General features: G+C 56.8%; 14 protein-coding genes. 12 read left to right on the top strand and 2 right to left on the bottom strand.

Annotation, left to right across the window (positions count from 1 at the left end):
• Positions 1-17: 17 nt before the first annotated feature.
• The 3 genes from AABO57_15275 (at position 18) to AABO57_15265 (ending at position 2,471) form a co-directional block, all read left to right on the top strand.
• Positions 18-785 (top strand): enoyl-CoA hydratase/isomerase family protein, encoded by a 768-nt coding sequence (locus tag AABO57_15275; protein MEK6287100.1) that lies wholly within the window; start codon positions 18-20, stop codon positions 783-785.
• Between the two features lie 200 nt (positions 786-985).
• The gene (locus AABO57_15270; GenBank protein ID MEK6287099.1) at positions 986-1,285 is read left to right on the top strand and encodes a hypothetical protein; all 300 of its coding nucleotides are present in this window, start codon (positions 986-988) and stop codon (positions 1,283-1,285) included.
• 10 nt (positions 1,286-1,295) lie between these two features.
• A complete protein-coding gene (locus AABO57_15265) occupies positions 1,296-2,471 on the top strand; it encodes a hypothetical protein (protein ID MEK6287098.1) in 1,176 nt (391 codons plus the stop codon).
• A gap of 89 nt (positions 2,472-2,560) precedes the next feature.
• Here AABO57_15265 and AABO57_15260 read toward each other — a convergent pair whose 3' ends face one another.
• Positions 2,561-3,067, bottom strand: coding sequence for a polyhydroxyalkanoate synthesis regulator DNA-binding domain-containing protein (locus AABO57_15260; protein ID MEK6287097.1), 507 nt, complete (start codon positions 3,065-3,067; stop codon positions 2,561-2,563).
• Between AABO57_15260 and AABO57_15255 the strand changes: the two genes are divergently transcribed.
• Entirely contained in the window at positions 2,991-3,962 is a 972-nt protein-coding gene (locus tag AABO57_15255) for a WS/DGAT domain-containing protein (GenBank protein MEK6287096.1), read from the top strand. The two genes, AABO57_15260 and AABO57_15255, sit on opposite strands and share 77 nt — an antisense overlap.
• Positions 3,963-4,008: 46 nt before the next feature.
• Positions 4,009-4,665 (top strand): alpha/beta fold hydrolase, encoded by a 657-nt coding sequence (locus AABO57_15250; protein MEK6287095.1) that lies wholly within the window; start codon positions 4,009-4,011, stop codon positions 4,663-4,665.
• A 426-nt stretch (positions 4,666-5,091) separates the two neighbouring features.
• Here the strand turns inward: AABO57_15250 and AABO57_15245 are convergent, their stop codons facing one another.
• Positions 5,092-5,409: a DUF4258 domain-containing protein gene (locus tag AABO57_15245; protein MEK6287094.1), complete on the bottom strand. Its 318-nt coding sequence runs from the start codon at positions 5,407-5,409 to the stop codon at positions 5,092-5,094.
• A 197-nt stretch (positions 5,410-5,606) separates the two neighbouring features.
• Between AABO57_15245 and AABO57_15240 the strand changes: the two genes are divergently transcribed.
• From AABO57_15240 to AABO57_15210, 7 genes are all read left to right on the top strand, one after another.
• Entirely contained in the window at positions 5,607-6,497 is an 891-nt protein-coding gene (locus tag AABO57_15240; protein ID MEK6287093.1) for a carbon-nitrogen hydrolase family protein, read from the top strand.
• A 6-nt stretch (positions 6,498-6,503) separates the two neighbouring features.
• Positions 6,504-7,034 (top strand): hypothetical protein, encoded by a 531-nt coding sequence (locus AABO57_15235; protein ID MEK6287092.1) that lies wholly within the window; start codon positions 6,504-6,506, stop codon positions 7,032-7,034.
• A gap of 85 nt (positions 7,035-7,119) precedes the next feature.
• Positions 7,120-7,380: a hypothetical protein gene (locus tag AABO57_15230; GenBank protein ID MEK6287091.1), complete on the top strand. Its 261-nt coding sequence runs from the start codon at positions 7,120-7,122 to the stop codon at positions 7,378-7,380.
• A 206-nt stretch (positions 7,381-7,586) separates the two neighbouring features.
• Positions 7,587-8,234 (top strand): TetR/AcrR family transcriptional regulator, encoded by a 648-nt coding sequence (locus AABO57_15225; GenBank protein ID MEK6287090.1) that lies wholly within the window; start codon positions 7,587-7,589, stop codon positions 8,232-8,234.
• A gap of 402 nt (positions 8,235-8,636) precedes the next feature.
• Entirely contained in the window at positions 8,637-9,710 is a 1,074-nt protein-coding gene (locus tag AABO57_15220) for an alpha/beta hydrolase (GenBank protein ID MEK6287089.1), read from the top strand.
• A 129-nt stretch (positions 9,711-9,839) separates the two neighbouring features.
• On the top strand, positions 9,840-10,730 hold the full coding sequence (locus AABO57_15215; protein MEK6287088.1) for an alpha/beta hydrolase: 891 nt from the start codon (positions 9,840-9,842) through the stop codon (positions 10,728-10,730).
• A 144-nt stretch (positions 10,731-10,874) separates the two neighbouring features.
• Positions 10,875-12,452, top strand: a complete 1,578-nt coding sequence (locus AABO57_15210; GenBank protein ID MEK6287087.1) for a carboxylesterase/lipase family protein — start codon at positions 10,875-10,877, stop codon at positions 12,450-12,452.
• Positions 12,453-12,551 lie beyond the last annotated feature (99 nt).

The raw sequence follows: 12,551 nt of genomic DNA, 5'->3' as shown, positions 1-12,551 counted from the left end.
AAAGAAAAGAGGTACCGATGAAACTCGAAACCATGTACTTCGAGAAGGACGGACGAATCGGGTACTTGACTCTGAACCGTCCGGAGTTACTCAACGCAATGAACTACCAGGGCTCGCTGGACATGAATCGAGCCGCCGAGTTGATTCGCGACGACCCGGATGTACGTCTCGTGCTCATCAGCGGCGCGGGCCGCGCCTTTTGCACGGGCATAGACCTGAAGGAACTGCAGGCCGGAGAGACCCCTCACCAGTACTACGAGAACTGGGATAGGGCGCTGCGGATATTGGAGCAGGCCGAGAAGGTACTGATTTGTGCGATGCGCGGCTACGCCTTGGGCGGAGGGCTGCAGTTGGCGCTCGCTTGCGACATTCGCATCGGAACTGAGGACTGTCAGTTCGGACTGCCGGCCATTAAGGAAGGTATCATCCCGGGGCTTGGCACTTTCAGGTTGCCCCGGTACATCGGACTCGGGCGAGCGAAGTGGATGGTGTTGTCGGGCGAGAACATAGACGGCCGCCGCGCCTATGAAATTGGAATGATAGATCACGTCGTTAAGACGGATGCGTTCGAGCAGGAGGTGAAGGCTCTCGTCGAGAAGTACTCGCGGGTCTGTTCGGAGGGAACACGTCAGTCAAAGATCTTACTCAACATGCCGTTCGACGTGCCGCACGGTCAATTCTTTGAAGAGTACCTGCGCCGACAACGAATCGCCCTGGCGTCCGCGGATCATCAGGAGGCAATGCAGGCTTATCGTGAACGGCGCGAGCCGGTTTTTTCATCATGAGTCCAGACGCCGTAATTGAGATGTGAATGCGAGAGAGATCTTCTTGTTTTGATCTGAGTAGCTTGTGGACTGAAACATTCGGTGCGGTTCCTTAAGCGATCGGCCATCACGACTGAATCGAGGTTTCACCGTTGACTGTGAATCATCAAAGGCGTATTAGTTCTTGTAAGTCCTGGGTAATTTAGTAGGAGGAATAGCCCATGGCTGATGAAATGACAACCAAACCCACGATCGAGACAGTCCTTGAAAGGATCATCGCTTTCGAAGCGAGATTCGAGAGCCGCTTCGATAACGTCGAGAGCCACTTCGAACAGTTTGAAAAGCAAGTAGTTGCACGCTTTGACAAACTAGACGAACGCTTGGACGGCATCGACAACGAAATCGATCGGGTCGCCAGCGTGGCTCACTCCACCAAGGCCGAAATGCTGAGCCTCCGCGTCGAGTTCAGAGACTTGCGCGCCCAGTTGAAGGAAGTACTTCCAATCCCACAGGCCTCTTAGACGATCGGTCATGACAGCAGGCGAACGAGAGCCGACAGTTGGCGGCAAATGGTGGCGACTGCTTCCGGTGGTGCTTCTCGGCCTCGTCTTGTTCGCGCCACCGCGCGCAACCCAGTCCAATCAGCCTCAGCAGAAGCCGCCTGAGAGCCTATCGGCGGCCGAGTTTTCGCGGTTGATACGTGACGTGTCCGAAGAGGGCGGTTACTTTTTCTCGGACAATCTCATCTCCAACGAGACACCTTATCTTACCGTTGTAGACAAGCTTCGACAGCTCGGCGCAACAGGCGGCGCTTATATCGGCGTTGGGCCGGAGCAGAACTTCACCTACATTGCCAAACTGCGACCGCAGATCGCGTTCATCGTGGACATCCGCCGTCAGGCGATGATTCAGCACCTGATGTACAAGGCGATCTTTCATCTGTCACCAAATCGGCTTCAGTTCCTTTCACGATTGTTAAGCAAGCCTCTGACGAAGGACGCTCCCGCTCCGGACAGTTCGATAAATGAGCTGCTGGCTTATTTCAGCAAGACGCCGAAGGATGATCAGACATACGCGCAGAACCTGGCTGCGATCCGAAAAGCGATACAGGAGGAGTTTCAGGTCCCGCTTGCTCCGCGTGACCAAGCGAGTCTGGATTACGTCTACAAGAGCTTTCGCGACGAGGGACTGGACACAGCGTTTCGGCTCAACGGGTGGTCGGACGGCGAGTTCCCGACGTTGGGCGAGGTCATCCTTCAGCCTGACCAGCACGGCAAGCCGGGCAACTTTCTCGCAAGCCGCGACGACTACGACTTCGTTCGCGGCCTTCACTTGAAGAACCTTATCATCCCGGTCGTCGGTGATTTCGGCGGCAAAAAAGCGCTTCCGGCCATCGGCGATTATCTACGCAAGAGCGGGCTGACTGTGACTGCGTTCTACACTTCGAACGTCGAGCAGTACTTGTTCGACGACGGCTTATTCGTCGCTTTCGCCGGCAACGTGCGAAAGCTTCCGATCACCGAGAAGAGTCTCTTCATCCGCTGGGTCTATCAGAGGTACTATCACCCTGCCCGAATGGCGGGACAGCGCTCTACGTCACTGTTGCAGAGGATGGTTGTTTTTCTGGCAGACTTCGACGCCGGTCGATATCAGAATTACCTCGAGTTGATTTCGACGAACTACATCGCGCCTGATAAGAGCCAGTAGGTCTTTATGGTTCGCGCTTGGATTTGACTTGGTTCTGCAGCAGTCTGCTGGCGGCAGCGCTGGGTGAGACCCACGGCTTGGAGGACCTGCTACTTCTTTTCTTCTTCCTTCTTGCCGAGACCCCAGAACTCCTTTACCGCGTCGGCCCCGGGGACCAGCTTCTCCCAGAGCTCAGGTGCCGTCGAACCCATTTGCAAGAACCCTTTAAAGCGCCGGTCAAACTCATCCTTGGTCTTCAAGTATGCCTCGAAGCTGCTCGACAAGTAGTTCTTCAGGAAGTCCTGAACCGCCGACTCCCGCGAGCGAATCACTTGAAACAAGAACGAAACGGGAAGGACGCTCTGGTTCTTCTCCTCCTCGAGGATGACTTGCATGAGCACGGCCTTGGTCACATCAGCCTTGGTACGGGAGTCGATGACCTGAACATCGTGGCCGTCGCGGATTAGCTTGATCAGCTCCTGATAGTTTAGGTACCCGCTCGTCTCGGTATTGTAGAGACGCCGGTTGCCGTCTTCCGAGGTGCCCAAGGTCTTTCCTCCGCCCGAGCGCCCGCCGCAGCCGCCACGCCCCGACGCCACACGGCGCTTCTTTGACACGCTGCTCGGGAGCATGCAGGAAGGCATGAACCGGTGGACGGAGTTTCAAACCGGCTTGATGAATCTGACGCAAGCTCTCACCGACGAACAGACCCGTCAGTCGATGCGCGAAACGAGCGCGACCATCCCGCGGCTTGCGTCGCCGGTTTCGCTGTTACCGTTCAACCGGCCCTGCTCGGGGCAGCGCAAGCTCGTATGGAGCACCTTTTCCTTCGCCGAAGCTCGCGCGATCCGCGCCGCTCTTGGAGGGACAGTCAACGATGTGGTGCTTACGGCGTTGTCAGGCGCGGTGTCACGTTATGTTGAGCTTCACGGGCAGCAGACGGCAGGCCGTCAGCTCCGAGTCATGGTGCCAGTCAGCTTGCGGCAGCAAGACCAGCGTGGCGCACTCGGCAACCTGGTCTCTATGTTGCCGGTTGAGATTCCTCTCGATATGCCGAATCCGGTCGAGCGCTTCCAATACATCAATCGCAAGACAGTGTCGATGAAGAGCGGCCGCGTAGCCGAAGGCTTGAACCTGTTTTCCGCGTTGATGGGAATCCTGCCCGCGCCGGTGCTTGCCTTTGCGGGAGCGATCGGCACTATGCCGATCCCGGCGTTCAACATGGTTTCGACTAACGTGCCGGGTCCGCAAGTTCCGCTTTACGCGATGGGCAAGCGAATGATCGCTTATTACCCTTATGTTCCGGTCGGCTATGCGATCGGGTGTGGCTGCGCTATTATGAGCTACGACCAGAATCTGTACTTCGGGCTGACGTCGGATACGCAGGCGATGCCTGATGTCGAGAAGCTCAAGGAAGCGCTGGATGAGTCGTTCATCGAACTGCGCGCGGCCGCGGGAGTGGAAGAGATCAAGCCCAAAGTCATGAAGGCGCGACGAGGCAAACGGCAGTAGCCAGCAGGAACGAAATGCACACGGTGCCCTCGATAGGAGCGTGTTAGTGTCCGCATCAACCTCACCCGGCGGTTTTCAAAAGGAACAGCAAATCTCTCAGCGTCCTCTTTGGCGCGAAGCCTTCGTCGGACTCGATTGGCTAGCGTTGCGATCATCACCGGTCTACTACGGCATCGGCGTTCCGCGCGGCGACGGCTCGGCGGTCATTGTCATCCCCGGATTCCTGGGAACCGACATGTACCTGCAGGAGATTTACTATTGGCTGCGGCGCATCGGCTATCGGCCTTATATGTCGCGCATCGGTTGGAATGCCGAGTGTATCAACACGCTCGTCGATCGCCTATCGGAAACAATCACCAAAGCTCAAGCCGAAACGGGCGGCAAGGTCCACTTGATTGGCCACAGTCTTGGCGGAGTGATAGCGCGATCCGCAACTGCGCAGCGGCCTGATCGCGTAGCTTCGGTCATCACGTTAGGCTCACCCTTTCGCGGCATAAGTTCCCATCCATTGGTGCTCGCGGCAGGTGAACGCGTTCGCGAGCGCATACGTCGTCAGAACGGCAACCTCCAACCAGATTGCTACACGGGCTACTGCGAGTGCGACGCGGTGACCGCGGTGAAAAGCGGCTTGCCGGCATCGATCCCTCAATCCCCGCGGTCTTCACTCAGAGTGATGGTGTCGTCGACTGGCGAGTCTGCGTAACCGATGACCCGGCTACAAACTTTGAAGTATCGGGCACGCACGTTGGGCTGGTGTTCAACGCGAGCGTTTACGGTTTGATCGCCAAGCGTCTCCACGCGACAGCAGAATTACCTTCGAACCCTGCTAGTACGGTCGAATCCTGTTAGGCATCACCGTTCGACTGAGACTATGTACTCAGTCAGCACAGAGCGGCGGCTTCTGGCTCGCTTCGCGGGCTCCAAGAGTTCGCGGACAGTGGTTATGATCTCGTCAGTTGTCTCAGGTGTGAACGAGGCCTCGCCGTCTTCTGGGCAGACCCAGGCGTAAACGTTCGGCACGCGAACCGAGATACCTTCTTCTTGATACTCAAAAGTGGTTGGGCGCCACTCTTTCGACGTGTGATGCTCAGCGCATGTAGGACTGGTTTGAGATGTCATAGCTGCGTACCTATTGCTTCCGCCTCTTGAAGGGCGGGCTTTCCCACTGAAGTTCATCTGGGACGTATGCGGTTACCATCTCAGCGAAAACCGGGTCGGCGTATTCAACAACGACGTGCAAATAGATCGACACCTTCTCTGACAGGCTCGTTCTGCCACAGATTAACACCCGCTGCTGGTCTGCGTACTCTTCGATGATCATTCCTCTGAGGATGGCCTCAACCATGTGCTCACGATCGAAACCTTCCTTCAAGGCGTGCTGCACCGCGTGGGGCTTGATCAAGTAGTTCCCGGCGCGTATTCGCTCGCGGATTACTTCGAGATCCACCAGTCGCCGTCCTCGTCCTCGTTCAGCGTATTGGTTGGATATCTATTCGTCCAACTCACGCGTAGCTTATCACAAGCCGCAATCTGAAGTGCAGCACGCCGTGGGTTGACTCAGCCTGTGCCGAGTCATACCCACTTGCTTGCATAGGAGCCTGCTCGTAACATTCGGGCTATTGAGTCGCGCATGGGAAACAAACAATGAAGACTCGTATCAAAGTTGCGTTGTTACAGATGACGGGTTGCGGCGATGACAAGAACGCGAACCTCGCCAAAGGAGACGTCTTCTGTCGGCGGGCTCGCGCCATCGGAGCCGATATCGCGCTCTTCCCGGAACTGTGGAGCGTCGGCATGGCTTTCTACGATCCGAAGAAAGAGGGCGAAGACGAACGCTGGCAAGCGCTGGCCATTGGCCGTGACGATCCATTCATTATCCACTTTCGAAATCTCGCCAGAGAGCTGAACATGGCCATTGCGCTGACGTACCTCGAGAAGTGGAACGGGGCGCCGCGCAATTCCGTGTCTCTGATTGACCGTCACGGCGAGATCGTGCTGACCTACGCAAAGGTACATACCTGCGAATTCGATACAGAGGCTGCGCTAACACCCGGCGATGGTTTTCCGGTGTGTGAGCTCGATACCGAGCAGGGTCCGGTGAAGATCGGGTTCATGATCTGCTTTGACCGGGAGTTTCCTGAAAGCGCGCGGATTCTGATGCTAGAAGGCGCGGAGCTGATCTTGACGCCAAACGCCTGCACTCTGGAGGACCACCGGTTGAGTCAGTTCAAGACCCGCGCCTTTGAGAACATGGTCGGCGTTGCTATGACTAACTATGCTGCTCCGCAGAACAACGGGCATTCCGCGGCCTATGATGGAGTGGCTTACCCCGCGGAAGATGAAGCGCGCGATACGCTGATCATTGAAGCGGGAGAATGCGAAGACGTTTGCCTCGCAGGGTTCGATATCGACAGCATCCGTGCCTATCGTAAGCGAGAAGTGTGGGGCAACGCTTACCGCAGACCGCGTGTCTACGGAAGGCTCACCTCTGATGAAGTAGAGCCGCCTTTCATTCGCCGGGACGCTACTCGGTGATGCCGAATGCCGGCGCTCATCTCGCGCGTGAAGGCAATTAAGGTATTGTTCAGGCTGAGAATCTCAGAAGCACGATTGGCCTTCGAGGAACATTCCGATGGACCAGAGAAGGGAGAAGACAAAGCAACCGTGAACATCAAACCGATTGCCAAATTCTTATACGGGTTCTTCGCCGCGGTATTTCTCATCGTTGGAGCAACCGTCTTGCTGCTACACACCGGCCTCTTACCGGGCGCCGTGAGGAGTATTGTCATGAGGGCGGCCCACGACGACTTGAACGCAGTACATCTTATCCAGGAATTCGGGTCGCTCCTCGTCTTCGCCGGCCTGGTCTCTGTTTGGTTTATCCGGCATTACGAGCAAAGCAAATTCTTTCATTGGGCAATGACCACCTTCTGGGCGCTGTTCGCTCTCGTGCATTGGCTCGATTTCAAAGGACCTTTTCAATCAGCCATTGGCCCAACCATCAACACAATACCGTTCGTCTTATTCGCAATTGTCGGACTGCTTCGCAAGAATTCAGGAGAGAAGAGATGAAAACTCCGATACTCATCAGACGAGGCTCCATCTAACGCGATGCGGACCAATCCGGTTATCGGTATTGTCTACTTTGTTCGTTCTCATGCCGAAATTCACAAAGGGCACCTATGAGGAAGTGGCGATGCTTGGCGTGAATCGCGAGGGAACGGTTGCTTTCTGGTCATTCACTTCGAATGGCACTTCGAATGGCACTTCGAATGGCACTTCGGATGGCAAGAACTCGAATGGAACCGTTGCAGACGTTTCGGACGTACACCGCGAAGCCATCGGATTTGAGGCCCAGATGCCCGCGGGGCTCGCTCGAATGGTCTACTGGCCGGACGATACGGAGGGTTTCCACTAGGCTGTAGAAGCTAAAAACAAGAAGGGGTGGAAACGATTCATTGAGCATCATTACAAGCGCGCCTAACCGGCTTTTAGCTGCTTCGCCGGCCCAGGATAGACTTGGCGGCCGGGAGCCGTTCGCGATATATTGGCGCTCGGAGCGGCACGTCGTAGGCGATCAACGCTTCTCCCCGAGGTGCCCGCGCGTTGACAACTATCGCAAACATGAGGAAAACAAAAAACCCCTTCAGCCTGTCCGCCTCTACTGAACCGGATCGTTTGGCTGAAATCTATCGCGCGGCGGCCAGCATCATTTGCGAAAAAGGCTACGATGCGACGTCGATGAACGACATCGCCGATGCTGTCGGGATCACGAAATCAGGCCTCTACCATCACGTTTCCGGGAAGAGAAATCTGCTCTTCAGTATTATGAGCTTTGGAATGGATTCGCTTGAAGAGCAGGTGATCGTTCCCGCGCGCGCGGTCACCGACGCCGAGCAGCGGTTGCGAACGATCATCACCAGCCACGTGCATCTGATCACCAGCCGCAGCACCCCGCAAGGGAACAACCCGGTCACGATCGTGGTGGACGAGGTCGCCGGGCTTACTCCCGCGCAGCGGCGGAAGATCGATCAGCGTAAGCGCGATTATGTGGAGCTGATTCGCAAGACCCTCGAGCAGCTCAAGGCGAAGGGTCGGTTGAGGGAATTGGATTTGACTGCCGCGTCGTTCAGCTTGCTCGGCATGATTCTATGGCTCTCACGGTGGTATAACCCTACCGGCCGGCTTACACCCGATCAGGTTTCCGAAGAGGTCGCCAAGATAGCGATGGGTGGACTCCTGAAGCCGCAAGCGCAACGAGGGCGCCGATGAAATCGATGTTCTGGCGAGGTTCTTCCCGCCAGGTTGTTGGGCTTACCGGTACTCAGGCATAAACCGCTTATCAGGTTAGGCTTTAGTGAGGTTAGGCTAGTGATTGACAAGAGATACTGGCCGCGATACTATCGGCAACCGACCGCTCGGTCGGTTGCTTTCAGCCGGAGCGGTCATCTCGATTCCACCTGGGCTCGGAGGCGGGCTACCCGCAATCGTTTCATAGAGAGCTGTAGCGTATGCGTGCCCGTTTCATATGCGAGCTGTGGTAGGGGTAGAGTCTCCAGCTATCCGATGGCCCCGATTGGTTCCCTGTAGTAGCCAATCCCACATGGAACAAGCTCAACCCGCATCGCAAGCAGCTAGTACGTGCGGCTTCCAAGTTCAATAGATCGGAGATTCATGAAAAAGGCTGTTACATCGGCATTGATCGCTTCGCTTGTGGTCTGCCTCTCGGTCGTGTCCTCCGCGCAGGATAAGAAGATAAAGTCAGGGCTGACAAAGGAAGACTGGGCATACAAACTGGCTGCGGGCGTGACCTCGAAGGAAGTCACGTACTACAGCGACGGCGCCGGCTGCTACGCGAAGATTTTCTTTCCTAAAGACTTTTCTCCAGCCGGCAAGATCCCTGGCGTAGTGCTTGGACAAGGTTGGGCCGGTACGCATTTCTCGATTGAGAAATACGGAGCTCGATTCGCCGAACGCGGGCTGGTGGCGATGGTGATTGATTATCGCGGGTGGGGTTCGAGCGACGGCTTCATTTCCCAAGCTCAACCAACGGTGACCAGGGCCGACCCTGAACCTACGAGGGACGACAAGCGCGTTACGAATACCAAAGCGGACGTAGTTCTCAAACGTACACGGCTCATTCCCATGAAGCAGGTCGAAGACTATCGGAACGCCATCTCTTACCTACAGGGCGAAGCGGGCGTAGATCCCGAACGCATAGGCATCTGGGGATCGAGCTTTGCCGGGGGCAACGTGATTGTGGTTGCCGCGCTCGATTCGCGCGTCAAAGCGGTCGTCGGTCAAGTGCCGGCTATCGGAGGAAAGAACTCGCCGGGCGGCCCAGTACCACTCACCGGTCGGCTGCGCGAAGACGCGATCAAACGCGCGCGTACCGGGCAAGGGGGCGAATTCGAGACCGGATTCTCGACGCGGCGGATAGTGGATGTTGAGACGCAGCAAATGGTCGCCGAGTATCGTCCATTCCACTATCTAAAGAGTGTCGGGGACAGGCCGGTGCTTCTGATTCCGGCTGAGAAGGACGAACTAATAAACGGCCGTGATAATGCCTACGCCGCGCTGGAGGTGCTCACCGGACCGAAGAAGGTGATCGAGGTGCCTGGCATCACCCATTTCGAAATGTACATCGGCGAAGCTTTCGAGGTGAGCTCCAATGCCGCCGCCAACTGGTTCCGTCAGTACCTGGGACTGGAGGCAAAAGGTGAAGCCGCCCGGCAGCCGGATCGTTGAAGCAGTACCTTTTCTCTCCCATCTCTGCGTGCTCGGCGATTCTGCGGTGCGTGATTTCGGCGTTAGGTTAACCGCAGAGGCGCAGAGGACGCAAAGGTCACGCAGAGAAGACAATCGAAGGAGGACAAGATGAAACGACAGATACTTCTAAGATACGCTCTTTGCCTCGTGATGATGGCCGGGACGGGTTTCGCCAGAGGCGGTGGAAAAGGCAACGACCAGCCGAAGGAGGACTACATGACGGCCTCCGACGGCGTGAAGATTCACTATTACGTCAAAGGCAAGGGCACGGCGGTCATCCTGATCCACGGGTATACAGGCAGCGCCGCGGGGAATTGGCTCGCCAATGGAATTTTCGACGCGCTGGCCAAGAACCACATGGTCGTGGCGCTGGATTGCCGAAATCACGGCAAGAGCGACAAGCCCCAGCTTAACGGGCCAGGCAAAGCGGAGGACGTGGTCGAGCTGATGGATCATCTCAAGATCAAAAAGGCCCACTTCCACGGCTATTCGATGGGCGGCGGAATCGTCGGACGGCTGTTGACGATGATCCCGGATCGAATGATCACCGCCGGCTTCGGCGGTTCGGGCATACCTGAGGTTGATCCAGAATGGAAGGCGAAGGCGCCGGCCGATAAGCAGGGGCGCGATCCGCAAGAAGACGAGGTAAGCAAGCGGCTTCGAATAAGGCATGCCATGGATAACGGAATGAGCCGCGAAGACGCAGAGAAGCTCGCCGAGACTCCTCCGGCAGCACGACCGGCTACCACTGCCGCTCCCGCGCGTCCGGCCGGGCCGCAACTTGATCTCACGAAATTGAACATCCCGATGATTGCGATCAACGGCGAGTTCGATCGGCCCAACGCAAAGACAACGCGCATGGCGCGCGAGGTCAAGAAATTCACCAACGTGGTGTTGCCCGGCAAGTCTCACCTGACAGCCATCGCGTCGGGCTACATTCCAAAGGAATATGCAGAGAGTCTTGTGAAGTTCATCGACGCCAACGACCCGAAACGATGACGGCGACTTGTAATCGATAAGCTGTTCGTAGTCCCGCCTTCAGGCGGAAGTTGTCCGGGTAGCGCCTCACGCAACGTGGCTACAAACTTCCGCCTGAAGGCGGGACGACGAACGCATTATCAAACCTGATACTGGAGGATTCACATGCTGCGCAATCTGACTACGCTTGCTTTCGCGTTTGCCCTGGCCGTTTCGGGCCTGGCCTCTGTTCCCAACGACACTATCAAAGTAGATGGAGGACTGGTTTCCGGAACAGCGGCGGACGGAGTTCGGAGTTTCAAAGGCATTCCTTTCGCCGCCCCTCCGGTGGGCGAGTTGCGCTGGAAAGCTCCTCGGCCGGTTGTGACATGGACTGGAGTCCGCCAGTGCGATGCCTTTGGACCCCAGTGTCCTCAAGCGTCGTACCCCTCGACATCAATGTATTATTCACCGCCTCAGAAGCAGAGTGAAGATTGCCTGTACCTCAATGTGTGGACCGCTGCCAAACCGAGTGATAAACGTCCGGTCATGGTGTGGATCCACGGCGGCGCGCTGACTCGTGGATCGGGAGCGAATCGCGTGTACGACGGGACCGCCCTGGCGAAGAAAGGCGTCGTCCTGGTGACGATCAACTACCGGGTCGGCCCGTTGGGCTATCTTGCTCATCCCGAGCTGACCGCTGAATCGCCGCAGCATTCATCCGGCAACTACGGCGTGCTGGATCAGATCGCCGCGCTGAAGTGGGTGCAGAAAAACATCGCGGCCTTTGGGGGCGATCCAAACCGAGTGACCATCTTCGGCGAATCGGCGGGTTCCTGGAGCGTCAACGTGCTCGTTGCATCGCCGTTAGCCAGAGGTCTGTTTCATCGGGCCATCGGCGAGAGCGGGGGCTCTTTCGGCCCGGGCACTTACTTGAAGGAAGATCGAAACGCGCTGCCCTCAGCGGAAAAGGTCGGCGCCGCCTTCGCCAAAGCGGCCGGAGCCGATTCCATCAAGGCATTGCGCGCGTTGCCGGCTGAGAAGATCATCGAGGTCTTCAACAATGACCCGGAAGGAAAAAAGTTCCGAACTCAGCCTAACGTGGACGGCTGGGTGTTGCCTGATGAGATTCGCAACATCTTTGCGAAAGGCAAGCAGAACGACGTGCCGGTAATCGTGGGTTCAAATGCGAACGAGATGACGACTCTAACCGTGCCCGCCTCGGTGCCAAAGACAATCGAAGACTACCGCAAGCGAGTGGACCCGCAGTATCGCGATATGATCAAGGAGTTCGACGCGCTTTACCCGGCAAAGAGCGAGGAGGATATCGCCGGCGCATATCTGAGCAGCATGCGCGACACCGCCTTTACATTGCCGATGCGCACCTGGGCGCGCATGACTTCGACCGGGCGCTCGAAAGCATATCTCTATTTCTTCACTCACGTTCCGCCGAATCCGAATAGCAAGTATCTTGGCGCATATCACGCGTCAGAGATCGCCTACGTCTTCAACAATCTCAACCGGCAGAACGCAGCGCTTCAAGATATCGATTTCAAATTGGCTGACGTGATGTCGAACTATTGGGTGAACTTCGCCACGACCGGCGATCCCAACGGCAAGGGTCTGCCCAGGTGGGCGCCTTACAGCGAAGACACGGAGCCCTATCTGGACTTCGGCGATGACGTCCAGCTACGCAACCATCTGCTCAAGGACCAGCTAGACTTTCTGGAACGGGTTCAGAAGCGGCGTTCGTCACCCGAATGAAGTTCGGTGCGTTGCGGTTGGCTCACACAGGACTGACACCCTGTTAGGCGCCGGGTAGTGTCCTAACTTCAATTTCTCCGCGCCATCTCTGCGTGCTCG

The organism is Acidobacteriota bacterium (assembly GCA_038040445.1).
Lineage (GTDB): Bacteria > Acidobacteriota > Blastocatellia > UBA7656 > UBA7656 > Onstottus_A > Onstottus_A frigus.
Note: the sequence above shows the minus strand (reverse complement) of the source record. Positions and strands in the feature narration are given on the sequence as shown.

What these genes read in the sequence shown, in the direction of transcription:
- AABO57_15240 (MEK6287093.1), top strand. Translation starts at nt 5,607, where the DNA reads ATGAAGACTCGTATCAAAGTTGCGTTGTTACAGATGACGGGTTGCGGC.
- AABO57_15220 (MEK6287089.1), top strand. Translation starts at nt 8,637, where the DNA reads ATGAAAAAGGCTGTTACATCGGCATTGATCGCTTCGCTTGTGGTCTGC.
- AABO57_15235 (MEK6287092.1), top strand. Translation starts at nt 6,504, where the DNA reads ATGCCGGCGCTCATCTCGCGCGTGAAGGCAATTAAGGTATTGTTCAGG.
- AABO57_15225 (MEK6287090.1), top strand. Translation starts at nt 7,587, where the DNA reads ATGAGGAAAACAAAAAACCCCTTCAGCCTGTCCGCCTCTACTGAACCG.
- AABO57_15210 (MEK6287087.1), top strand. Translation starts at nt 10,875, where the DNA reads ATGCTGCGCAATCTGACTACGCTTGCTTTCGCGTTTGCCCTGGCCGTT.
- AABO57_15230 (MEK6287091.1), top strand. Translation starts at nt 7,120, where the DNA reads ATGCCGAAATTCACAAAGGGCACCTATGAGGAAGTGGCGATGCTTGGC.
- AABO57_15275 (MEK6287100.1), top strand. Translation starts at nt 18, where the DNA reads ATGAAACTCGAAACCATGTACTTCGAGAAGGACGGACGAATCGGGTAC.
- AABO57_15215 (MEK6287088.1), top strand. Translation starts at nt 9,840, where the DNA reads ATGAAACGACAGATACTTCTAAGATACGCTCTTTGCCTCGTGATGATG.
- AABO57_15265 (MEK6287098.1), top strand. Translation starts at nt 1,296, where the DNA reads ATGACAGCAGGCGAACGAGAGCCGACAGTTGGCGGCAAATGGTGGCGA.
- AABO57_15270 (MEK6287099.1), top strand. Translation starts at nt 986, where the DNA reads ATGGCTGATGAAATGACAACCAAACCCACGATCGAGACAGTCCTTGAA.